General features: G+C 63.3%; 23 protein-coding genes. 12 read left to right on the forward strand and 11 right to left on the reverse strand.

The genetic code is table 11. The annotated features are described in order from the left end of the window. Window positions 1-24: 24 nt before the first annotated feature. Both IB234_RS18785 and cysB read left to right on the forward strand, forming a co-directional pair. Complete coding sequence (locus IB234_RS18785) at window positions 25-510, forward strand: universal stress protein (RefSeq protein WP_192320754.1); 486 nt, start codon at window positions 25-27, stop codon at window positions 508-510. Between the two features lie 137 nt (window positions 511-647). Beyond that, window positions 648-1,622, forward strand: a complete 975-nt coding sequence (cysB, locus tag IB234_RS18790) for an HTH-type transcriptional regulator CysB (protein WP_137973036.1) — start codon at window positions 648-650, stop codon at window positions 1,620-1,622. Window positions 1,623-1,676: 54 nt separating this feature from the next. On the opposite strand, the gene IB234_RS18795 is transcribed toward cysB, so the two are convergent. Then, window positions 1,677-2,297: a phosphoadenosine phosphosulfate reductase family protein gene (locus IB234_RS18795; protein WP_192320757.1), complete on the reverse strand. Its 621-nt coding sequence runs from the start codon at window positions 2,295-2,297 to the stop codon at window positions 1,677-1,679. Between the two features lie 148 nt (window positions 2,298-2,445). Between IB234_RS18795 and thrH the strand changes: the two genes are divergently transcribed. After that, the gene (gene thrH / locus IB234_RS18800) at window positions 2,446-3,063 is read left to right on the forward strand and encodes a bifunctional phosphoserine phosphatase/homoserine phosphotransferase ThrH (protein ID WP_192320759.1); all 618 of its coding nucleotides are present in this window, start codon (window positions 2,446-2,448) and stop codon (window positions 3,061-3,063) included. 1,099 nt (window positions 3,064-4,162) lie between these two features. Here thrH and IB234_RS18805 read toward each other — a convergent pair. The 3 genes from IB234_RS18805 to IB234_RS18815 all read right to left on the reverse strand — a co-directional run bounded on the left by IB234_RS18805 (window position 4,163) and on the right by IB234_RS18815 (window position 7,917). Then, window positions 4,163-6,373, reverse strand: a complete 2,211-nt coding sequence (locus tag IB234_RS18805) for a TonB-dependent receptor (RefSeq protein ID WP_192320761.1) — start codon at window positions 6,371-6,373, stop codon at window positions 4,163-4,165. 84 nt (window positions 6,374-6,457) lie between these two features. After that, complete coding sequence (locus tag IB234_RS18810) at window positions 6,458-7,405, reverse strand: DUF4880 domain-containing protein (RefSeq protein WP_192320763.1); 948 nt, start codon at window positions 7,403-7,405, stop codon at window positions 6,458-6,460. Then, the gene (locus IB234_RS18815) at window positions 7,402-7,917 is read right to left on the reverse strand and encodes a sigma-70 family RNA polymerase sigma factor (RefSeq protein ID WP_192320765.1); all 516 of its coding nucleotides are present in this window, start codon (window positions 7,915-7,917) and stop codon (window positions 7,402-7,404) included. The genes IB234_RS18810 and IB234_RS18815 overlap by 4 nt, the downstream gene beginning before the upstream one ends. A gap of 223 nt (window positions 7,918-8,140) precedes the next feature. Between IB234_RS18815 and IB234_RS24180 the strand changes: the two genes are divergently transcribed. After that, window positions 8,141-8,263, forward strand: a complete 123-nt coding sequence (locus IB234_RS24180; RefSeq protein ID WP_263864202.1) for a hypothetical protein — start codon at window positions 8,141-8,143, stop codon at window positions 8,261-8,263. 27 nt (window positions 8,264-8,290) lie between these two features. Here IB234_RS24180 and IB234_RS18820 read toward each other — a convergent pair whose 3' ends face one another. The 3 genes from IB234_RS18820 to IB234_RS18830 form a co-directional block, all read right to left on the reverse strand. Beyond that, entirely contained in the window at window positions 8,291-8,851 is a 561-nt protein-coding gene (locus tag IB234_RS18820; protein ID WP_192320767.1) for a Smr/MutS family protein, read from the reverse strand. Between the two features lie 35 nt (window positions 8,852-8,886). Next, complete coding sequence (locus tag IB234_RS18825) at window positions 8,887-9,216, reverse strand: hypothetical protein (RefSeq protein ID WP_192320769.1); 330 nt, start codon at window positions 9,214-9,216, stop codon at window positions 8,887-8,889. Window positions 9,217-9,288: 72 nt separating this feature from the next. Further along, the gene (locus tag IB234_RS18830) at window positions 9,289-9,882 is read right to left on the reverse strand and encodes a cysteine hydrolase family protein (RefSeq protein WP_192320772.1); all 594 of its coding nucleotides are present in this window, start codon (window positions 9,880-9,882) and stop codon (window positions 9,289-9,291) included. Between the two features lie 211 nt (window positions 9,883-10,093). On the opposite strand from IB234_RS18830, the gene prmB reads away from it, so the two are divergent. Beyond that, entirely contained in the window at window positions 10,094-11,008 is a 915-nt protein-coding gene (gene prmB, locus IB234_RS18835) for a 50S ribosomal protein L3 N(5)-glutamine methyltransferase (protein ID WP_192320774.1), read from the forward strand. Between the two features lie 203 nt (window positions 11,009-11,211). On the opposite strand, the gene IB234_RS18840 is transcribed toward prmB, so the two are convergent. Next, on the reverse strand, window positions 11,212-11,994 hold the full coding sequence (locus IB234_RS18840) for a hypothetical protein (RefSeq protein WP_192320776.1): 783 nt from the start codon (window positions 11,992-11,994) through the stop codon (window positions 11,212-11,214). A 169-nt stretch (window positions 11,995-12,163) separates the two neighbouring features. Between IB234_RS18840 and aroC the strand changes: the two genes are divergently transcribed. The 5 genes from aroC to mtnC are packed head-to-tail and all read left to right on the forward strand — an operon-like array spanning window position 12,164 to window position 16,270. Further along, window positions 12,164-13,255 carry a chorismate synthase gene (gene aroC / locus IB234_RS18845; protein WP_192320778.1) on the forward strand — a complete coding sequence of 364 codons (1,092 nt, stop codon included), beginning with the start codon at window positions 12,164-12,166 and terminating at the stop codon, window positions 13,253-13,255. Next, complete coding sequence (locus tag IB234_RS18850; protein ID WP_318652052.1) at window positions 13,252-14,406, forward strand: MFS transporter; 1,155 nt, start codon at window positions 13,252-13,254, stop codon at window positions 14,404-14,406. Before aroC ends, IB234_RS18850 begins: the two co-directional genes overlap by 4 nt. Then, window positions 14,403-15,014: a methylthioribulose 1-phosphate dehydratase gene (locus tag IB234_RS18855; RefSeq protein ID WP_192320780.1), complete on the forward strand. Its 612-nt coding sequence runs from the start codon at window positions 14,403-14,405 to the stop codon at window positions 15,012-15,014. The genes IB234_RS18850 and IB234_RS18855 overlap by 4 nt, the downstream gene beginning before the upstream one ends. A 21-nt stretch (window positions 15,015-15,035) precedes the next feature. Next, window positions 15,036-15,581, forward strand: a complete 546-nt coding sequence (locus tag IB234_RS18860; protein WP_192320783.1) for a 1,2-dihydroxy-3-keto-5-methylthiopentene dioxygenase — start codon at window positions 15,036-15,038, stop codon at window positions 15,579-15,581. A gap of 5 nt (window positions 15,582-15,586) precedes the next feature. After that, window positions 15,587-16,270, forward strand: a complete 684-nt coding sequence (mtnC, locus tag IB234_RS18865; RefSeq protein ID WP_192320786.1) for an acireductone synthase — start codon at window positions 15,587-15,589, stop codon at window positions 16,268-16,270. Between the two features lie 40 nt (window positions 16,271-16,310). Here the strand turns inward: mtnC and IB234_RS18870 are convergent, their stop codons facing one another. The 3 genes from IB234_RS18870 to IB234_RS18880 form a co-directional block, all read right to left on the reverse strand. Further along, window positions 16,311-18,776, reverse strand: coding sequence for a TonB-dependent siderophore receptor (locus IB234_RS18870; protein ID WP_192320789.1), 2,466 nt, complete (start codon window positions 18,774-18,776; stop codon window positions 16,311-16,313). A 79-nt stretch (window positions 18,777-18,855) separates the two neighbouring features. Further along, entirely contained in the window at window positions 18,856-19,812 is a 957-nt protein-coding gene (locus IB234_RS18875; RefSeq protein WP_192320791.1) for a FecR family protein, read from the reverse strand. Window positions 19,813-19,814: 2 nt separating this feature from the next. Then, on the reverse strand, window positions 19,815-20,339 hold the full coding sequence (locus tag IB234_RS18880) for a sigma-70 family RNA polymerase sigma factor (RefSeq protein WP_192320793.1): 525 nt from the start codon (window positions 20,337-20,339) through the stop codon (window positions 19,815-19,817). Between the two features lie 159 nt (window positions 20,340-20,498). On the opposite strand from IB234_RS18880, the gene IB234_RS18885 reads away from it, so the two are divergent. Beyond that, window positions 20,499-20,702 carry a PLDc N-terminal domain-containing protein gene (locus IB234_RS18885; protein ID WP_225580705.1) on the forward strand — a complete coding sequence of 68 codons (204 nt, stop codon included), beginning with the start codon at window positions 20,499-20,501 and terminating at the stop codon, window positions 20,700-20,702. Between the two features lie 78 nt (window positions 20,703-20,780). Further along, window positions 20,781-21,170 carry a hypothetical protein gene (locus IB234_RS18890; protein WP_318652053.1) on the forward strand — a complete coding sequence of 130 codons (390 nt, stop codon included), beginning with the start codon at window positions 20,781-20,783 and terminating at the stop codon, window positions 21,168-21,170. Window positions 21,171-21,185 lie beyond the last annotated feature (15 nt).

Here is a 21,185-nt window from a genome sequence, read left to right on the forward strand (position 1 = left end):
CTAGCAGGAAGTCAGGGAGGCCGCATGATTCGCTCCATTCTCTACGCCACCGACCTAGGGCTCTATGCGCCCTATGTGCTTCAGCACGCCTTGTCATTGGCCAAGGCGTTTCAGGCCGAGTTGCATGTGGTGCACGCCGTCGAGCCGCTGGGCTTGTTCGCCGAATCGGTGCTTAACACCTATCTGGATGAAAAGACCCTGCAGGAGTTGCGTAGCAAGGGTCTTACCACTGTGATGGCCAGCATCGAGCAGCGCGTGCTCGAAGGCTTTCGCGATGAAATGGGCGAGACCCAGCAGGATATGCAGATCGTCCGCAGCGTGCGGGTGGCACAGGGGGACCCGGCTCAGGTGATTCTCGACGAGGCCCGGAAACTCGGGGTCGATCTGTTGGTCGTAGGCAGTCACAGCCATGGCGCAGCGCAGGATATTCCTCTGGGCAGGACAGCTGCGCGACTGCTGCAATTGGCTGAAACGCCTGTCTATCTGGTGCCGATGCTGCAGCACCGTTAGCGGTCCTTATCGCTAACCGTTAGACGAACGGCATGCAAGACTCAAAAAATCGTCTAGTTTTAATCTCTAAACCGTTAATATGGTTATATCGCTGCGTTGGCAATTCGGGCGGCGTCTATCTGCTTTGAGGGATTTCTATGAAGCTGCAGCAACTGCGCTACATCTGGGAAGTGGCGCATCATGACCTCAATGTCTCTGCTACTGCGCAGAGCCTCTACACCTCGCAGCCCGGCATCAGCAAGCAGATCCGCTTGCTGGAGGATGAGCTGGGAGTCGAAGTCTTCGCACGTAGTGGCAAGCATCTGACCCGTGTCACGCCAGCAGGCGAGCGTATTATCACCACCGCCGGGGAAATCCTGCGCAAGGTGGAGAGCATCAAGCAGATCGCCCAGGAATTCTCCAACGAGAAGAAGGGCACACTGTCCATCGCCACCACCCATACCCAGGCGCGCTATGCGCTGCCGCCGGTGATCAGCGGATTCATCAAACAGTACCCGGAAGTGGCTTTGCACATGCATCAGGGTTCGCCGACGCAGATCGCCGAAATGGCGGCCGACGGCACCGTAGACTTCGCCATCGCCACCGAAGGCCTGGAACTGTTCAACGATCTGGTGATGATGCCCTGCTACCGCTGGAACCGTTGCGTGATCGTGCCCCAAGGCCATCCGCTGACCAAGCTGCCGAAGCTGACCCTGGAAGCGCTGGCCGAGCATCCGATCGTCACCTATGTGTTCGGCTTCACCGGTCGCTCCAAACTGGACGAGGCCTTCAGCCATAAAGGTCTGACGCCCAAGGTGGTATTCACGGCGGCGGACGCCGACGTGATCAAGACCTACGTGCGTCTGGGTCTGGGCGTCGGCATCGTGGCGCGCATGGCGGTGGACACGAAGCTCGACAACGACCTGGTGATCCTTGATGCCAGCGAGCTGTTCGAGTCCAGCATCACCAAGATCGGTTTCCGTCGCGGCACCTTCCTGCGTGGCTTCATGTGCGACTTCATCGAGAAGTTTGCTCCCCACCTGACCCGCGATGTACTGGCCAAGGCCGTGCAGTGCCACACCAAGGCCGAGCTGGACGAGCTGTTTGACGGTGTCGAGCTGCCCGTGCACTGATTCTTGTAGGAATGAAAAAGGGCGCCTTCGGGCGCCCTTTTTCATTCTGCGAGATCAATGGCTGATGTGCAGGCCGCACTCGCGATTATCTTCGCCCTTGGTTGGGTCGAAGTAATCGAAGTTGTTCGGCAAGTTGTGCTTCACCAGATATTCGTACAGCTCCTTGGAGCTCCAGTGCAGCAGCGGAGCGACTTTGATCAGGCCGTCTGGGTTGACGCTCACCGGGTCCATCTGTGCACGCACGGCGGTATCGCTGGCACGCAGTGCAGTGAACCAGACTTCTGGTGCCGCTTCGCGCAGGGCTCGGGCGAAAGGCTCCAGTTTGACCTCCTCGGTGAAGGCGGCGTGGCGTGGATCGTCCAGGCCCGGTACTGGGCCGTCGATGGCCTCGCGGTGGGCGCGCGAGCGCAGCGGCAGGTAGGTCTTGAGGTTGAGGTTGAGCTGCTTGCTCACTTCATCGGCGAATTTGTAGGTCGCTTCGGTGTTATAGCCGTTATCCATCCAGATCACCTGGATATCTGGTTTGACGCGCGTGACCATGTGCAGGATGACCGCCTCGAAGGGGCGGAAGTTGGTGGTGCAGATCGCCGTCTTGCCCAGGCCCAGGGCCCATTCCACGAGTTTTTCGGCGTCTTTTCCGAGTTCGGTGTTGATAGCGGCCAGATCGAACGTCATCTGAGCGGTCCTGTGGGCAGTGAATTCAGGGGCGAGGATGTTACCAGTCTGAGACCACCTCAACCACCGGCGCGGCCCGGTTTACCGGCGCCCGGCCATGCTGCTAGAGTGCCGGCCCTCGACAGCCCATCGCATTTAGGAGACGCCCGTGGAAATCGCCTGCCTCGACCTCGAAGGTGTACTGGTTCCAGAAATCTGGATCGCCTTCGCCGAAAAAACCGGTATCGACGCGCTCAAGGCCACCACCCGCGATATTCCCGACTACGACGTGCTGATGAAGCAGCGCCTGCGCATCCTCGATGAGCACGGCCTGAAGCTGAAAGATATTCAGGAAGTGATCGCTACTCTCAAGCCGCTGGAAGGTGCTGTGGAGTTTGTCGACTGGCTGCGCGAGCGCTTCCAGGTTGTGATCCTGTCCGACACTTTCTACGAGTTCTCCCAGCCGCTGATGCGCCAACTGGGCTTCCCGGCTCTGCTGTGCCACAAGCTGATCACCGACGAGACTGATCGAGTGGTGAGCTATCAGCTGCGCCAGAAGGACCCCAAGCGCCAGTCGGTGATCGCCTTCAAGAGCCTCTACTACCGCGTTATCGCTGCTGGCGACTCGTACAACGACACCACCATGCTCAGCGAGGCACACGCGGGCATCCTGTTCCATGCGCCGGAAAACGTGATTCGCGAATTCCCGCAGTTCCCGGCTGTACATACCTACGAAGACCTCAAGCGCGAGTTCCTCAAAGCGTCCAATCGCGAACTGAGCCTCTAGTTCTAATACTGGCATTTGCCATAGGCCCAGCTAGACTCAGTATTACTAGCGCCAGTGCGCTTGCCCCAAGGCTCGGGGCGTTTACAGGTCAGGCCCAGCTTCGCTGGGCCTTTTCGTTGATGGTCTCCGACTGTTCGGCGGCGATTTCTAGCACCCTGACCAGGCTGGTTGCGGCTTGGCTGGTACCGTCAATCAATTTTCAATTGTGTCATTTCCGATATCTCTCCCGAACTCCTGCGGCCTCGGTGGGTCAATGTTTGCGGTCGTTACCGCTCGCGCAGGTCCTTTTCGGGTGGGCCAGCACGCTCCCCTAGAGCACGAAAAGGAGTTGCGCGGTGCGGTGGACGATTCCGCGGTGCCGCTAAGGATGGCGGCGCATCGGTCGACGAGAGCCGCCTGCAGCAATCATCCCTCAGTGCCTCATCTTTGCCAGCCGATGGGCTGCGTTCCCCGGCCAGTTGGCATCGATCGCTCGTACGTCATTGATATGCGTCGGTTTGTTCCGCTCTTGGAGCCTTGCCCGGCTGGTGCTGGATGTATATAGTCCTGCCCTCGCTACACGGCCCCGATTACGGGCCTCTCTAGCAGCTCGGTGTCAGCGTGCACCGGGTGTGATGTATGTCGCTCCAGTCTGATCCAGACGCCCGAGTGGTGAAATCGGTAGACACAGGGGACTTGAAAGCAATTTGAGCCCTCAGAGGGAAACCTCCGAGGTGACGCCCGTCAAATTCGGCGAACGCCCTGGATGCCCTGGCATTCGAGCCAACGCCGAGCCAAGCCCGGACTCGACGAGCCCGGGAAGGTGTAGAGAGCAGACGGCGGGCACCTAAGGCTTCCGGGCTAAGGTGAAGGCGTGCTCCAGACCACGAACAGTCCTTGGCTGGCGGCGAAAGTCGAAGTGGTAAGAAAATCCCCCGACTTAACCGTCGTGCCGGTTCGACCCCGGCCTCGGGCACCAATCCGTGGAGTCATGGCCTTTCTGGCCGGGCGCCCGAAAAAGAATAGCCGGCCTTCGTGGCCGGCTTTTTTGTACCCCGAGCAATGGCAGCGAGTGACATCGGCATTTGCGCCTTTGCCACTTGCTTCTGCCGATGGCGGTTCAGAACGCTAGGGTGAAGCCTGCGTAAAGGGTCCGGCTCTGTTCTATGTAGTCGCTGTCGCGCGCGGCCGAATCACGCTTGGCGTCGCCAAGATTCTTCATCCCGCCGTTGAGGCTCAGTTGTGGGGTCAACTGGTACTGGGTGCCCAGGTTGACCAGGTGATAGGCGCCGCTGTCTACATCCCTGTTGCTGATGGTGTTGCGCAGCAGCTGGCTGCCGATGTATTGATAGCCCAACTGAGCCTGCCAGCGTGGGGAGGCCTGCCAGCTCAGGTCGATATTGCCTGTATGTCGTGGTACCTGGCGCAGGTCGCCGCCGGTGTCTCGATCCTCTGCCTCGGTCAGGGTGTAGTTGACGGACAGCCCCAGGCCATCTGCCAGTTGGGTCTTGGAGAACAGCTCGACGCCGCGGGTACGGGCGCTACTGATGTTGTAGTAGGTCAGTACGGACGGCATGTGCCCGGCCCGCCAGCCGTCGGCCAGAATCATGTCTTCGATATCGTTGTAGAACAGGTTGGCACCGAGTTCGAGGTGTTCTCCCTGGTACAGGGTACCTATTTCATAGGACGTCGCCGTTTCCGGCTTCAGGTCCGGGTTGCCGGCGACCACGCAGCGACCCCGGCAGGCGGCGATGGCGTAGCTTGGATCAGACTGGCTGATGCTCGGGGCCTTGAATGCCTTGCCCACTCCGCCCTTGATCACCCACTCGTCGGTCAGCGAATAGACGGCGTAGGCGCGTGGGCTGAACTCGGAGCCGAATGACTTGTGGTCGTCCAGGCGGCTGCCGAGGGTCAGGCGCAGGTCGCCCAGGCCGATTTCATCTTGCACGTAGAGTGCGCGCTGGAAGTCCGTGGCCTCCTCGCCGTTGAGGTTCTGATTGTGTTCGAGCAAGGTGTGGCGGTACTCGGCCCCCGCGGTGAGCAGGTGGTTTCCGAGATCGCCGCTGATCTGGCCATCCAGCGTCTGGTTGCGCTGCCGGACGTCACCGACCATGCCGCGCAACGTAGTAGTCAGTTGCGAGTCGTCGTCCAGGTTCACTTGCTCGTGGTAGTAGCGCAGGCGGGTGCTGGCATTCTGTAGTTGTGCGTTATGCGTCAGACCGAAGGTGTAGCGTTCCATTTCCTGCTGGTTGCGCGGGAAGCTGACGTTGGAGTTGTTCCACACGCCGTCGCGCTGATCGTTGCGGGCGCTGAAGTCCAGTTCCAGCTCTTGGGTGTCGTTGAGCAGCCATGTGAGGTTGGACATGAGCGCCCAGTTCTGCCGTTGCTCCCGGGCATGGGCGCGGTCGTTGGTGGTCATGCTGGATTTCCAGGCGGCCTGGTCGCTGCCGTTGAGCACCAGGTTGCCGAGCAGGCGATCTTCGATTAACGGCCCGCTGGCGTACATCGAGCTGCTATGAATGTCGCCGCCTTCGCCCGACGGCGTGTGCTGGTAGCTGTAGCTAATCGTTCCTTCGGCCCGATTGCCGGGGCGGAGCAGAATCACGTTGATCACACCGCCCATCGCATCGGCACCGTACAGGGAGGACATCGGGCCCCGGATGACTTCGATCCGTTCTACTGCGCTCAGGGGAATGGCCGAAAGATCGAAATCGTTGGCATAGGCGCTGGTCAGGGCATCGCGTGAGTTGATGCGGCGACCGTTGACCAACAGAAGGGTGTAGTCGGAGTCGAGGCCGCGCATCTTGATCTTGTGGCGGCCGTAGGTGGAGGAGGCGGTGACATTGACCCCAGGTACCTTGGCTACCGCCTCGCCGAGATCCAGGGCCTGCATCTGTTGCAGCTGCTCGTGGCCGATCACGCTGACGCTGGCGGGGGCAGTGAGTTCATTGTGATGAGTCTGGCTGGCGGTGATGACCATGTTCTCCAGATTGAACGTGGCATTCTTGATCGGTTCCAGAGCCCAGATGCGTTCGTCGATTTGTCGGGCTTTCAGTCCGCTGTCCTGCAGCAGGCGATCCAGAGCCTGCCTGACGTTGTATTCGCCATTCAGAGTGGGGGCCTGCTTGCCTGCGAGCAGTGCCGGATCCAGTGGCAGGGTGATGCCTGCCTGCTGGGCGAGTCGGCTCAGGGACTCTTCCAGAGTCGACCTCGGCAGGTCATAGGCGATGACTGCGGGCTCGGCCCAGGCGCTCATGGCGGGTAGGCCCAGGCCACTCCCTGCGAGGGCGGCTTGCAGGGCGAGCGCGAGGTGATGTTTGCGGTGATGCATGGACAAGAAGCTCCTTCGACGAGACAGTGGTTTTCTCTAATGTCGAAGAGCTGAGCGAAACCCGTAATGGAGTGACGGAAGTTTTCAGGCAGGTACGATGCGCGTCCATAGACTGGACAGGCGCTGGGTCTTTACCGGCAGGGAGGCGCTCAGGGCATCAAGTGACCGTTCGATATCGTCCAGCTGGAAAACGCCGGAGACCGGCAGCTCGGCGACGTCGCCCGAGCACAGCAACCAGCCGTTACGGTAGCGCGCCAGTTCGGCAACCAGCTGGGCTAGCGGGATGCGTTTGACGACCAGTTGCCCCTGAACCCAGGTGCCGGGTATCAGCACGCCATCCGACACGGGATGGAGACCGCTGGTGCTGATCTGCCATTCCTGCCCTACCGTAAGGCGGGACATGGGCTGGTGGGCTGTCCGCACTTCGACCGTACCGTCCAGAATGGCCAGACGATGGAGCTTGCCCTGTTGGTGCAGGTCGAAGCGTGCGCTGCGCGTTTCCAGCAGCAACTCTCCGCTGCGCACCTGCAGCGCGGGAAGTGTCGGAGCATGATGAGCCACCTGGATCTGACCACGCTGCAGCAGGATACGGGGAGGCTGCGAATCCACCTGCCGGTCTGCCGAGCTGTCCGTGTTCAGCCAGAGGTGGGTATGTTCGGCCAGCGAAAAGCTGCTTCGTTGGCCGACGGTTGTGGCGAATTCGCTTGTTCCTGTCGGCGTGCCCAGTGCCAGCCAGCCGGCCCCTGCGCTTGCACCGACCAGGCCCAGGAGCTTGAGGGTCTGGCGCCTGGAGATCTTGCTGCGAGTGCGGTCCTGCAGGGCCAGTTGTGCGATCCGGGCCTGTGGCGGGGCTAGCTCGAACAACTCCTCGCTGGCCAGCAGAGCCTGCCAGGCCGCTTCGTGAGCGGGGCTGGCGGTTCGCCAGCTGGTGCACTCCTGCCAGGTCTCGTCGGGGGCTTCTCCGGAGCGCAAGCGGACCAGCCAGGTGATGGCCTGTTCCAGTTCGTCGTCACTCCAGTGCGCCGTGCTCATGACCAGCGGGCCTGGTAGCAGTGGCGCATGGCGGTGGCCATGTACTTTTCGACCGAACTCAGGCTCGTCCCCAGCCGGGTGGCGATGTCGCGGTAGGGCATGCCTTCCAGACGCGAGAGCAGGTAGGCGTTGCGTACCTTCGATGGCAGACCATCGAGCAGGGCATCGATACGTATCAGTGTTTCGAGCAGTAGCAGGCGATCTTCGGGGGATACCTCGGTTGCCTCAGGCTGGCTCGCCAGCGCTTCGAGGTAGGCCCGCTCAAGGCGTTGCCGGCGTACGCGATCGACCATCAGTCCCTTGGCCACGGTCGTCAGCCAGGCTCTGGGCTGCCTCAGCTCACTGATGACAGGAGGGCGGCCGATCAGTTGGAGGAATGTGTCCTGCATCAGGTCTGCGGCTGTCTCGCGATGCTGCAGGCGCTGGTGTAGCCAGTTCAGCAGCCAGGCGTGATGATCGACGTAGAGCTCGTGCAGTTCCTGGCGACGCGGAGAGGGAAGGGCGTGAGGCACCGATACTCCTTGGTGCTACGTGTTATTGAAAATAAATCTCATTATGCGTTTTGCCGACGATACCAGCAACCCGGCCTCTGCGAGGGTGCCAACCGGTTCAGGGTGTTTGTAGAGGGAGAGGGCAACTGCCACGTGCAGGCGAAGTGCATGGTCGCCTGGACGATGCCCGCTGGCACTGGCCGTCATGATCCGAGCATGTGCGCGTCGGTGGCGAGCGCCTGTGATGCATGCAGGGTCGGCGCTGGGCGAGTGGCGGGTAGTGTTCGATTACTACGGTTCGTGCGGCCTGATCGGCTTTCATCTGGAGTGGTTTGGCGGCCCGCTATTGCTGGCGCGGGTTGGCTGATGGCCGTTCGCCACGTTTATCGATTGATCAGAATTCGTCTCTGCCCTCGAGCATAGTGCGCTTGAGCAGTACATATACGGCGCCAGTGCCACCGTGCCGGGGCAGGCAGGAGGTGAAGCCTAGCACCTGCGGGTGCTGGCGCAGCCAGGTATTGACGTGGCTCTTGATCATGGGGCGCTTGCCATCGGTACGTACCGCTTTACCGTGGGTCACGCGTGCGCAGCGTACTTCCATGCGGGCGGCTTCGTCGAAGAAGCTCCAGAGGGTTTCGCGTGCTTTTTCAACGGTCATTCCGTGCAGGTCGAGGCTCCCTTCGAAGGGCACCTGGCCCGCCTTGAGCTTGCGCATCTGACCATCCTGTACGCCGTCTCGTGCCCAATACAGCTCGTCCTCTGCGCCCACATCAATGACGAACTGATCGGAAAGGCCGTCCACCCTGGTTGCTTCGGCCTTGACCGTTGCGGCCTGGCGCAGCGTGTTGATGCGTTGGCGGTCGGCCTTGGGCTTGCCGGTATCCGCACGATCATGGTTGATCGGCTTGACGCCACGCACGGCGGACTGAAACAGGGAAAAATCGTCGTCTTGCATTAAGGGCCTCCACGGGAGAGGCGATTTTAGCGGCTTCAGTCGTGCTTTTTCAGCAAATGCGGGGACATACTCAGGTCATCGCTATAGCGCCGCCGCAGACGCCGACGGCAGCGACGCCAGACATACACGCCGCCCCACAGTAGAAACAGGCCGAACAACACCAGAGCAATAGCCGAGCCGATGCTGTCGTTCATTGGCCCCATCGCCGAAGGGCGACCAAGCAAGGTGGCTGCGCCAGCCATGCTGAGCATTACCCCAAACGCTGCGCAAAGCGCCGCCAGGGCTCCCAGGCAGCGCCATCGCCATCCGCCGGCGCCGCGAGGCCGCAGGCGGCGTGCATCAAAACCATCGTCGGACAACTTCATCCCGATTCTTCCTCCTGAGCTATCGGCGCTATGACCGGCGCTGTCCTTGTGGGGTTCCAGTCGAGTCTTCGGCTAGATCAGTGCCCGAGCCTGCGGTACTACCATCGCGTAGTTGTCGGCAAGCGCCGCCAGGGTCATGCGGTGCAGCGCGCGAGCCGGAATCAGCTCGCCGTCGTAGGGCAGGTCGCGGGTAGCGCAAGCGGCGTCCACCAGGGTGCAGCGATATCCATAATCCTTGGCCGCGCGCACGGTGGTGCTCACGCTGGAATGGGTCATGAAACCGCAGATGATCAGATCCAGATGGCCGAGCTGCTGCAAGCGCTCATGCAGATCGGTGCCAGCGAAGGCGTTCGGCAGGCGCTTCTCCACCACAGGTTCGCCGGGCAGGGGCGACAGACCTTCGATGAAGTAGCCGCGGGGGCCTTGCGGGTCGAGCAGACCGCCGGGAATGCCCAGGTGGCGAACATGTGCCACCGGTGCGCCTAGATTGCGTGCGGCATTCATCAGTGTGGCGATCTCGGCGATAGCCGCTTCGATATCGGGAAGCTGGAGTGCACCACTGCGGTATTCCTCCTGCGCATCGATGACCAGCAGGGTAGCCTTGCCGAGAGTGGCAGGGGCATAACCGCGTCCGAGCAGTTGGAACAGGGTTTTCGGATCGGACATGGGAGGGCTCCTCATAACAGCGATGCGTCTATTCTCTGCTCGCCAGCGCGATCTGTGAACCTTTTGTGCCGATTCGCTTGCTGGGCGAAGCCTCGGAGCGGGTGATTATTCGTGCGACCGCGCCATGGGCGCTTACCTGCGAGGAGGGCTAGTCACCACGGTGGCAGCGGTGGCCTGTTAGAATCGCGCATCGTTTTTTGAGGTAATGACCGTGTCTCCATCCCGCCTGCGCACCGTGCGCGACCATATCCGCTGGGCTGTCAGCCGTTTCCACGCAGCCGACCTGTTCTTCGGCCACGGCACCGACAATGCCTGGGATGATGCCCGCCAACTGGTATTGGGGGCTTTGCATCTGCCGTTCGAGACGGCCGACAGCTACTTGGACTGTCGTTTGGAGGAGGATGAGCAGCAGCATGTACTGGAGCTGATTCGTCGACGCGTCGAGGAACGCGTGCCGACAGCTTACCTGCTGGGGGAGGCCTGGTTCTGCGGGCTGCCCTTCATGGTCGACGAGCGTGTCCTGGTGCCGCGCTCTCCGATCGCCGAGTTGATCGGCGCGGGATTCGAGCCCTGGCTGCCGGCAGAGCCCATGCGCATCCTCGACCTGTGCACCGGCTCAGGGTGCATCGGCATCGCCTGCGCCTATGCCTTCCCCGAGTCCGAGGTGGTGTTGGGCGATCTGTCTTTCGATGCCCTGGAGGTGGCGAACCAGAACATCGAGCGCCATAGCCTGGAGGAACGGGTCTACACCGTGCAGGGCGATGGCTTCGAGGGCCTGCCAGGGCAGCGCTTCGACCTGATTGTCTCCAATCCACCGTATGTGGATGCCGAAGACTTCGCCGAAATGCCGGCCGAGTACCAGCATGAGCCGGAGCTGGGCCTGGCCTGTGGCGATGATGGTCTTGATCTGGTCCGGCGCATGCTGGCGGAGGCCGCCGATCACCTGACCGAGAAAGGTGTGCTGATCGTCGAGGTAGGCAACAGCCAGGTGCATGTCGAGGCGCTGTACCCGGAGGTGGATTTCACCTGGCTGGAGTTCGAGCAGGGTGGCCACGGCGTGTTCCTGCTGGCAGCGGCTCAATGCCGTGAATACCAACGGCTGTTCCGCTCGCGCCTCAACGGCTGATCCGAATCCCAGGATCGTCGATCTCGCGAACCGGGGGGCAGGGCGCAACAGCTCAGTGGGAGTAACAGCCGAAGGCTGGCCCACAGGGAAGTGCAGGCGAGCCAGCGGAGCGCGGATGCGGAGTTAACGGTTGCACATGAGCAGCCCGGAGGGTCGCGCCGCTGGCCCGTTTCGGCGCCGCGAACGACGCGCAGCAGATCGAGTCAGCGCGTGGCGATCCAGATCAGTAGGCCGGCCTGGAACAGCGCCAGTGCTACCAGGCAGGCGATGGTGAAACGCAGGCCGCTGTCCTCACGCTTGAGTACGTCGACGCGGCGTTCCAGCTTGGTGATCTTGACCTGTTGTTCGTGCAGGTTCTGGTCGGCCTGTTGCAGCATCGCGCCGCAGTCGAGCAGATCGATGACCTGGACTTTTTCCTTGTCCCACTCCGGGTTGAGTACGCTGACCCTGCTGGCGGCATAGCTGGCCTTGACCTGTGCCAGATCCTGATAGGTGACCTCGAAACCCTGGATGCGCAGGAAGTGATCGCGACGCAGACGTGCGTCTTCGCTGAGCACATCCTTCACCGACAGCGAGCCGCTTTCGACCGTGTAGCTGCCCCAGCGCTGACGAGCCCAGGCGATGCCCTGGGCGAGCAGAAAACGACCCAGGCCACGGTTTATCGGGTCGATCTGCAGCCCTTTCTCGGAGCCGAAGCGTACTTCGCGGCTGCGATGGTCTGCCCAGACCTCAAGCAGATTCTGCTCGCGACGCCGGCGCTGGCCGGGAACATCGACTGTCAACCGCAGCAGGCTCTGCTCATTGCTGTGCCGCTCAACGCGCCCCAGACGAACGAAGCGTAGTGGGCGCACGCCGGTATCGCGGTCGGTCGGCAGTGGCGCCAGGCGCAGCAATTGCCAGTGCTCCGCATCCAGCCCTTCCCAGGGGTGGGGCTGTGCTGGCTGTTCGGTCTGTTCTTCGGGTTGTTGGGCGTCGGCTTCGCTCATCTCGGCGTCCTTGGGCGTGCATACAGGCATTATCGGCAAGTTTCGGCGCAACTGCAGGCTGGCTAACTGCCATTTGCCCGTATCTGCATTCCTTCGCAGGTGAACTGGCCGGGCACCGGCGGTATACTCGCCGACCTTTGTTCGAGGCAGATTTCGCGGAGCGCCCTGCATGTCCGGCAACACCTACGGCAAGCTGTTCACCGTCACCACCGCTGGCGAGAGCCATGGCCCGGCCCTGGTCGCCATCGTCGACGGTTGCCCGCCGGGCATCGAGCTGTCCCTGGAAGACCTGCAGCGCGACCTCGACCGCCGTAAGCCGGGCACCAGCCGCCATACTACCCAGCGCCAGGAAGACGACGAAGTCGAAATCCTCTCCGGGGTATTCGAGGGCAAGACCACTGGCTGCCCGATCGGCCTGCTGATCCGCAATACAGATCAGAAGTCCAAGGACTACTCGGCGATCAAGGATCTGTTCCGCCCGGCCCACGCCGACTACACCTACCACCACAAGTACGGCATCCGCGACTACCGTGGCGGCGGCCGCAGCTCGGCCCGCGAGACCGCCATGCGTGTCGCCGCCGGCGCTGTGGCGAAGAAGGTGCTGGCCGGTCTGGGCATCCAGGTGCGTGGCTACATGAGCCAGCTGGGCCCGATCGAGATTCCGTTCAAGACCTGGGACAGTGTCGAGCAGAACGCCTTCTTCAGCCCCGACCCGGACAAGGTGCCGGAGCTGGAGGCCTACATGGACCAGTTGCGCCGTGACCAGGATTCCGTCGGTGCGAAGATCACCGTGGTCGCCGAAGGCGTGATGCCGGGCCTGGGCGAGCCGATCTTCGACCGCCTGGACGCCGATCTGGCCCACGCGCTGATGAGCATCAACGCGGTTAAGGGTGTGGAAATCGGCGCCGGTTTCGCCTCGGTGGCCCAGCGCGGCACCGAGCACCGCGACGAGCTGACCCCAGAAGGTTTCCTTAGCAACAACGCCGGCGGCATCCTCGGTGGCATCTCCAGCGGCCAGCCGATCGTCGCCCACCTGGCGCTCAAACCAACCTCCAGCATCACCACGCCGGGCCGCTCCATCGACGTCGACGGCAACCCGGTGGACGTGATCACCAAGGGTCGCCACGACCCCTGCGTCGGCATCCGCGCCACGCCGATCGCCGAGGCGATGATGGCCATCGTGCTGCTCGACCACCTGCTGCGCCACCGCGCACAGAACGCCGACGTGCGGGTCAACACCCCGGTACTGCCGCAGCTGTGACCGGCCAGCCGCTGCCGTACTGGCGGCTGTCCGCGTTCTACTTCTTCTACTTCGCCATGCTGGGCGCCACCGCGCCCTTCCTGCCGCTGTATTTCCAGCACCTGGGCTTCTCGCCGGCACGCATCGGCGAGCTGGTGGCCATTCCCATGCTGATGCGCTGCCTGGCGCCCAACCTGTGGGGCTGGCTGGGTGACCGCAGCGGCCAGCGCCTGCGCATCGTGCGCTTCGGCGCGCTGTGCACGCTGCTCAGCTTCGCCCTGATCTTCGTCGACCAGAGCTACGCCTGGCTGGCCCTGGTGATGGCGCTGCACGCGTTCTTCTGGCACGCGGTGCTGCCGCAGTTCGAGGTGATCACCCTGGCGCATCTGCAGGAGCAGACTGCGCGCTACTCGCAGATCCGCCTGTGGGGCTCGATCGGCTTTATCGTCGCGGTGATCGGTCTGGGCGCGCTGTTCCAGCGCTTCAGTCCGGGGCTGTTCCCGGTCATGGTGGTGCTGATCCTCGCCGGCATTCTGGTCGGCACCCTGTGGGTGCCCAACGCCGTGCCGCAGGCGCGGGCCGGGCAGGGCGGCGAGGGTGGTTTCCTCGCCCAGCTGCTGCGCCCTGGTGTGCCGGCCTTCTTCCTCTGCGTGTGCCTGATGCAGCTGTCGCATGGCCCGTACTACACCTTCCTCACCTTGCACCTGGAACAACTCGGCTATGAGCGCGGCTTCATCGGTCAGATGTGGGCGCTGGGCGTGGTGGCGGAGATCGTGCTGTTCCTGTTCATGGCGCGCATCCTCACACGCTTCTCGGTGCGCTGGGTGCTGGCGGCCAGCTTCCTGCTGGCGGCGCTGCGCTGGTTGCTGCTGGGCAACCTGGCCGATCACCTGGGCGTGCTGCTGTTCGCCCAATTGCTGCACGCCGCCACCTTCGGCAGCTTCCATGCGGCGGCCATCCATTTCGTCCAGCGCAGCTTCGGGCCCAACCAGCAGGGCCAGGGCCAGGCGCTGTACGCGGCGCTGGCCGGCACCGGCGGCGCCCTGGGCGCGCTGTACGCCGGCTACAGCTGGGTCGACCTGGGCCCGAGCTGGACCTTCGCCATCGCCAGCTTGGTCGCCCTGGCTGCGGCCTTTATCATTGCCATCCGTTTGCATGAGGAGCGGGCATGAACCGTGAACAACTGACCCGCCAGATCATCGAGGCCGGGCGCTTCCTGTATGGCCGAGGCTGGTCGCCGGCCACCAGTAGCAACTACTCGGCGCGCCTGGCGGCCGACCAGGCGCTGCTGACCGTCTCCGGTAAGCACAAGGGCGAGCTGGGCGAGGACGATGTGCTGGCCACCGACCTCGACGGCAACAGCCTGGAGCCAGGCAAGAAGCCCTCGGCCGAGACCCTGCTGCACACCCAGCTGTACCGCTGGAAGCCTGCGATCGGCGCCGTGCTGCACACCCATTCGGTCAACGCCACCGTACTGTCGCGCCTGACCCTGGCCGACTCCCTGGTGTTCGCCGACTATGAGCTGCAGAAGGCCTTCGCCGGCATTGATACCCACGAGAGCCAGGTGCTGGTGCCCATCTTCGACAATGATCAGGACATCGCCCGCCTGGCCGCCAAGGTGCAGCCTTGGCTGGACGAGCGCTCCGATTGCGTCGGCTATCTGATCCGTGGCCACGGCCTGTACACCTGGGGCGCGACCATCGCCGACTGCCTGCGCCAGGTCGAGGCCTTCGAATTCCTGTTCGAGTGCGAACTGAAAGTACGCGCCCTGCAGCGCTGAGAATCCCGTAGAGGAAATGCAATGAGCAGCCTGACCGTTTACCATCAGTCCAGCCCTGACGTGCCGAACAAGGTGCTGACCCATGCCGAGGACATCGCCGCCACTATGGGCGAGGTCGGCGTGCGCTTCGAGCGCTGGCAGGCCGCGGCACCGATCCAACCGGGTGCCAGCCAGGACGAGGTGATCGCCGCCTACCGTGCGCAGATCGACCAGCTCAAGGCAGAGCGTGGCTACGTCACCGTCGACGTGATCAGCCTGGACCGCAAGCATCCGCAGAAGGACGAGCTGCGCGCCAAGTTCCTCGACGAGCACCAGCATGGCGAGGACGAGGTGCGCTTCTTCGTCGCCGGCCGTGGCCTGTTCACCCTGCACATCGATGACTACGTGTACGCCGTGCTGTGCGAGAAGAACGACCTGATCTCGGTGCCGGCCGGCACCCGCCACTGGTTCGACATGGGCGAGTTCCCGCACTTCGTGGCCATTCGCCTGTTCAACAATCCCGAGGGCTGGGTCGCCAGCTTCACCGGCGACGACATCGCCAGCCGCTTCCCGCGCCTGGAAGACTGAAGTCCATGCCGATCAGGGCCATCCTCACCGACATCGAAGGCACCACCAGCGCGGTGAGCTTCGTCTTCGACGTGCTGTTCCCCTATGCCTTCGAGCATCTGCCGCAGTTCGTCCTCGAGCATGCGCAGGAACCGGCCGTGGCCGCGCAGCTGGATGCGGTGCGCGCCGAGAGCGGCGAGGCGGGGGCGGACCTGATCCAGGTCATCGAAATACTGCTGCAGTGGATCGTCGAAGATCGCAAGGCAACGCCACTCAAGACCCTGCAGGGCATGGTCTGGAAGCAGGGCTACGAGGCAGGCCAGCTCAAGGGCCACGTCTACCCGGACGCAGTGGAGGCGCTCAGGCGCTGGCACGAGGAAGGCTATGCCCTGTACGTGTACTCCTCCGGCTCGGTGCAGGCCCAGCAGCTGCTCTTCGGCTGCTCCGTTGCCGGCGACCTGAGTTCGTTGTTCGACGGCTATTTCGACACCGCCAGCGGCCCCAAGCGTGAGGCCCGCTCCTACCTCAACATCGCCGAGGCCATCGGCGTGCCGGGCGACGAGATCCTGTTCCTTTCCGATGTCGTCGAGGAGCTGGACGCAGCCCAGCAAGCGGGGATGCAGACCATCGGTCTGGCCCGTGAAGGAGGGTACCTGGTGGGGCACGACACGGTGGCCAGCTTCGCGGTGATTGATCTGACGCGTTTCTGATGGGTGGCCGGTCGCCACAGGCTGCGGCGACCGACTTCTTTCAGTATTCCCAGCGCAGGGTGGCGCTCAGGCTGCGCGGCTCGCCATACAGGTCGCTGTAGACGCTGGTACTGGCGTAGTACTCCTTGTCGAACAGGTTGTTGACGTTGACCGTGCCGGTGAAGTGCTCGTCGAAGCGGTAGCGTGCCAGCAGGTCGACGATGGCGTAGCTGCCCTGCGTGGCTTCCAGCGTGGTGCCGGGGATGACCTCGGTGTTGCCATAGCTGGTTTCGCTCTCCCAGCGCACACCGCCGCCCAGGGTCAGGCGGTTCAGCTCGCCCTGCAGGTTGTAGGTGGTGAACAGCTTGATGCTGTTGCGCGGGAAGCCCACGTTGACGTCAACGCCTTGCGGGTAATAGGTGTTCACGTGGCTGTAGCCAGCCTGCACCTGCCAGCCTGGCAGCAACTCGCCGCCGACCTCCAGCTCCACGCCGCGTACCTTGAGGTCGGCGGCCTGTACTGCTTCCTCGCCATTGTCGAAGTAAATGCCGGTGCCAACCGGGTAGTTGCTGACCTTGGACTCGAACAGCGCGCCGGTGATGTTGAGGCGGCCGTCGTAGTACTCGCCCTTGGCCCCGACTTCATAGCTGTCGCCTTCGGTCGGATCGAGGAACGAGCCTTCCGGAGTCTTGCTCGACTGCGGCTTGAAGATGCTGGTGTAGCTGGCATAGACCGAGTGGTGCTGGTCCAGGTCGTAGACCAGGCCGGCATAGGGCGTGACCTCGCCGTTCTCCTGCTTCTTGCCGTCGCCGGGGGCATAATCGGTGGGGTCGCCGTAATAGATCTGCGACTGCTCGACCTTGTAGTAGCTGACCCGCGCGCCGAGGATCAGCGACAGATCGTCGGTCGGCTTGAAGCGGGCGGAGGTGTAGCCGGCGTACTGGCGCTGGGCGTATTCGATATCGCCCTGGCGATCCAGTGGCGGCTTCTCGATGTCGCCGTGCCAGTCGTGGACGTTGGGGATCGCCGGGGCCCAGCCGCTGCCGCTGTAGTCGTACCACAGCGGGTAGGCCCCGGTGTTGCTACGGTACTTGCTGGCGCTGACGCCGACCACCAGTTCGTGCTCGCGACCGAACAGGCTGAAGGGGCCGGTCGCATAGGCATCGACCGAGTTCTGCTCCGGCCTGCTCGGCCATTTGGCCATGAACAGGTTGCTGCCTGCGCCGGTCTGCTCGTCCGGGTAGCCGTAGCTGCTGAACCAGCCGTACTCGACATCGTTGTCGTCGCGCATGTTGGTGTAGGCCACTTTGGCCAGCCAGTCGTTGTCGAAACGGTGCTCGTAGGTGGCGAAGATCGAGGTGCGTTGGCGGTCGGCGTAGCTCCAGTCGGCCGCGGAGTTGAACGAGCGCTTGAAGTCAGTGCGCTCGCCATTGCTGTAGAACGCCGGGAAGCCGAAATAGGCGCAGGCGTCACAGTTGCGCACCTGGTAGTCGATGCCGAGGCTGACGGTGTCGCGTTCGGTCAGGTCCGCCTCGATGATCCCGTAGGCGACCTGGCGTTCGGTGCTCAGGCGGTCGATGAACGAGTTGGCGGTCTGGTAGGCGCCAACCAGGCGGCCACGCACGTTGCCGGTTTCGGTCATGGGGCCGGAGACATCGAACTCGGTGCGGTAGTTGTCCCACGAGCCGACGGTGCCCTGGATCGACGCCTGCGCCTCGCGAGTCGGGCGTTTGCGCACCATGTTGATGGTGGCCGAGGGGTTACCGGTACCGCTGAGCAGGCCGGTGGAGCCGCGCACGATCTCGACCCTGTCGTAGACGGCCATGTCGTTGGACTGGTTGCTCATCGACGGTTCGAAGATGGTCGGGATACCGTCGACCTGGAAGGTTTCGATCTTCATGCCGCGGGAAAAGATGCCGACCTCTTCGTCGGAGGAGGTGCTCTTCTTCTTGTAGAGAACGCCTGGCGCCTCGGCCAGCACGTCTTCGAGACTGTTCATGTCCTGGTCGCGGATGCGTTGGCTGGTGATCACACTGACCGATTGCGGGGTCTCGCGGATCGACAGCGGCAGCTTGGTCGCGGTTGCCGTGGCACCAGTGGTGTAGGAGCCGGTGCCCTCGGTAGTCGCACCCAGGACCAGCCCGGTTACGCTGGTCGGCGCCAGCTCCAGCGAGCTGGCGCCTGCCGGCACGACCTTTAGCACGTAGCCGCTGCCACTGCGCTGGGCGGCGAAGCCGCTGCCTTGCAGCAGGCGGGCGAAGCCTTCATCGATGCCGTAGCTACCCTGCAGTCCCTGGCTGCCGAGGCCGCTGACGTTTTGCTCCTGGAACACCAGGGCGACTCCTGCCTGTTGGGCGAAACGGTTGAGGGCTGCGCCCAGCGGGCCGGCAGGAATGTCATAGTGACGGTTGGCTGCCTCCTGGGCCATGGCCGGTATGACGGGCAGGACACAGGCGATGCTGGCGCAGGCCAGCTGGAGGGCCAGGGCGACTGGTGCCCGGTTGAGGCGCGAGGACTTCATGGTCATGTCGAAGGAGCTTCCTGTTTTCGTATTGGCTCCTTCCTTGACGGACCACTCGGGCAATGCGGAACCACCCGAAGGTTTTTCAGTGGCGCTCGACCAGCAGTAGCCAGGGCGTGACCTGTCGAACCTGGATCGGCAGCGCCTCGCCGATCAGCTGCAGAGCACGCTCGCTGTCATCGAGCGGTAGCACGGCAGAGATACGCAGGTCCGCCAGTTCCTCGGCGTCATAGTGCAGGTAGCCTTGGCGCTGGCGTGCCAACTCGTCGAGCACCAGGGCCAGCGGCTGGTCCTGTATCACCAGTTGGCGGTTGCGCCAGGCATCCTCGACCATGGCATTGTCGATGCCAGGCAGAGGCTCGACGCCATCCAGCAGAATGCGCGCCTGCTGTCCCGCCTGGATCTGGGTAATGGCGGGATTGCGGCTGCCGTGGGCGGCCACTCGCGATTCGAGCATCAGCAGCAGGGTGGAGTCGCCCTCGTTACGGACCACGAAGCGAGTACCGAGGGCGCGAATCTCGCCTTGTTCGGTGGCGACGATGAATGGGCGGGCGGCGTCATGAGCCACCTCTACCAGCACCTCGCCACGCAGCAGGTTAATGCGCCGCTGCTCTGTGTCGAAACGCACATCCAGGGCGCTATTGCCGCCCAGGGTGATGTGTGACTGGTCGCTGAGCACCTGGCTGCGCCACTGTCCGGGTGCGGTGTCGAGATCCGCCATCAGGTGGCCGGTCTCCAGGCCGCGCCACGCCAGGGCCGCGGGCAGGAATAACGCCAGTGCCAGCAGCAAGGCGCTGGCGCCGCGTTTTCCCCGCGGCAGGCGGCGACTGGCGAAGGCCGCGTTCAGGGCGGCATGGGCCGGGGCACGTTGATCGCGCAGGCCCTGCAGCTGGCCGACGAATCCACGCATGCGCTCCACGGCTTCGGCGTGGCGTGGATCGGCCTTGCACCAGGCCTCGAAGCGGGCGTGCTCCGTATCGCTGGGCTGGTCTTCGTCGAGGCGCAGCAGCCAATCGGCGGCCTGTTCGTGGATGGAGCTCATCTTCAGACGTCCAGTGCCTGGCTGCAGTGAGCCAGGGCCTGGGTCAGGTACTTGCGCACCATGCGCTCGGAAATTCCCTGGCGGCGGGCAATTTCGGCCTGGTTGCAGTCCTCCAGGAAGTACATGAGGAATATCTGGTGAGCCTTTTCGCTCAGGCCCTCGAGCACGAAGGCGATCTGCTCCAGTGCTTCGAGGGTCTCGTGAATCTGCGCCGGTGAGCGGAATCCTGCCTCGGCCAGCACTGCGGCGGTCAGTGTCAATTCGTGCAGGTAGGCTTCTTCCAGCTGGCGCCTGCGGCTGCGGTCGATGATCAGGCGTTTGGCGGTGGTCGCCAGATAGGCTCTCGGCTCGCGCATGGCGGCGAGTGCATCGCGCGAGGCAATAATGCGCACGAAGGTGTCCTGCGCCAGGTCCGCTGCGTTGTGCGCACAACCCAGCTTGCGCCGCAGCCAGATGAACAGCCAGCCGTGGTGATCGCTGTACAGCCTGTGGAGTGCCTGCTGGAGCGGAGGAGCGTCTGCGGACATCGACGACTATCCCTGGTGGCGCAGATCGCGCAGTCTCAGATAAGAATCATTCGCATGTTATCCGTCCGCGTCGGGCCTCTGCAAGTCGAGAGAAGGGAACCTGATGCGCGAAAACCTCTTCCTAGAGAGAAATAGACTGGGAGAGTGACCGTGGCTGCAATGGTGATGGATCTGCCGGACTGGCTGTTCTACGGCGCGCCTGCGCTGCTTTACCTGCTCCTGACTGCTTGGGCGCTGTGGCATGTGCAGGGCAGCGCCAGCCGGCGCCCGCAGAAGATGCTCTGGGTGGCGCTGCTGGTGCTGTTTCCGTTGCTCGGGTTGTTCAACTGGCTGGTCATGGGGCCGCGCCGAGCGCGCGGATAATGTTTCGGGGCTGCGGTCGGTGCAGGCGCCATGCGCCTGCTAGGCTAGGCCTGTCTTCGGCCACAACGAGGGCCCACGGTGCCCATTGCTCGCCATCTGTTATGGATCGACTCCGCCGCTGCGGCCAGCGCTGGCTTCTTCGTACTGCTGCTCGCCAGCTGGCTGAGCGAGCTGTACCGCCTGCCACACGGGCTGCTGCTGTTCATCGGCGCGGTCAATCTGCTCTACGCCGGCTATGCGGGTTCGCTGGCCATACGCCGAAAGCGGCCGAGAGCACTGCTATATGTCCTGATCATCGGCAACACCCTGTGGATGGGCATGTGTCTAGCGCTGGCCCTGCGCTTCGCCGGACATGCTGCGCCATTGGCCCTGGCTCACCTGATCGGCGAGGCTCTGTTCGTGGGGGCGTTGGCCGTCTGCGAGTGGCGCTGGCGAGCACAGATCTGCGGGTTGCCCGAGGCCGCCTGATCTCATCGCCTGCCA

The organism is Pseudomonas sp. PDM16 (assembly GCF_014851865.1).
In the GTDB taxonomy this organism is placed as follows: domain Bacteria; phylum Pseudomonadota; class Gammaproteobacteria; order Pseudomonadales; family Pseudomonadaceae; genus Aquipseudomonas.

Coding starts and splice junctions, on each gene's coding strand:
- IB234_RS18785 (WP_192320754.1), top strand. CDS start 25: ATGATTCGCTCCATTCTCTACGCCACCGACCTAGGGCTCTATGCGCCC.
- cysB (WP_137973036.1), top strand. CDS start 648: ATGAAGCTGCAGCAACTGCGCTACATCTGGGAAGTGGCGCATCATGAC.
- IB234_RS18795 (WP_192320757.1), bottom strand. CDS start 2,297: ATGACGTTCGATCTGGCCGCTATCAACACCGAACTCGGAAAAGACGCC.
- IB234_RS18805 (WP_192320761.1), bottom strand. CDS start 6,373: ATGCATCACCGCAAACATCACCTCGCGCTCGCCCTGCAAGCCGCCCTC.
- IB234_RS18810 (WP_192320763.1), bottom strand. CDS start 7,405: ATGAGCACGGCGCACTGGAGTGACGACGAACTGGAACAGGCCATCACC.
- IB234_RS24180 (WP_263864202.1), top strand. CDS start 8,141: ATGCATGCAGGGTCGGCGCTGGGCGAGTGGCGGGTAGTGTTCGATTAC.
- IB234_RS18820 (WP_192320767.1), bottom strand. CDS start 8,851: ATGCAAGACGACGATTTTTCCCTGTTTCAGTCCGCCGTGCGTGGCGTC.
- IB234_RS18825 (WP_192320769.1), bottom strand. CDS start 9,216: ATGAAGTTGTCCGACGATGGTTTTGATGCACGCCGCCTGCGGCCTCGC.
- IB234_RS18830 (WP_192320772.1), bottom strand. CDS start 9,882: ATGTCCGATCCGAAAACCCTGTTCCAACTGCTCGGACGCGGTTATGCC.
- IB234_RS18840 (WP_192320776.1), bottom strand. CDS start 11,994: ATGAGCGAAGCCGACGCCCAACAACCCGAAGAACAGACCGAACAGCCA.
- aroC (WP_192320778.1), top strand. CDS start 12,164: ATGTCCGGCAACACCTACGGCAAGCTGTTCACCGTCACCACCGCTGGC.
- IB234_RS18855 (WP_192320780.1), top strand. CDS start 14,403: ATGAACCGTGAACAACTGACCCGCCAGATCATCGAGGCCGGGCGCTTC.
- IB234_RS18860 (WP_192320783.1), top strand. CDS start 15,036: ATGAGCAGCCTGACCGTTTACCATCAGTCCAGCCCTGACGTGCCGAAC.
- mtnC (WP_192320786.1), top strand. CDS start 15,587: ATGCCGATCAGGGCCATCCTCACCGACATCGAAGGCACCACCAGCGCG.
- IB234_RS18870 (WP_192320789.1), bottom strand. CDS start 18,776: ATGACCATGAAGTCCTCGCGCCTCAACCGGGCACCAGTCGCCCTGGCC.
- IB234_RS18875 (WP_192320791.1), bottom strand. CDS start 19,812: ATGAGCTCCATCCACGAACAGGCCGCCGATTGGCTGCTGCGCCTCGAC.
- IB234_RS18880 (WP_192320793.1), bottom strand. CDS start 20,339: ATGTCCGCAGACGCTCCTCCGCTCCAGCAGGCACTCCACAGGCTGTAC.
- IB234_RS18885 (WP_225580705.1), top strand. CDS start 20,499: ATGGTGATGGATCTGCCGGACTGGCTGTTCTACGGCGCGCCTGCGCTG.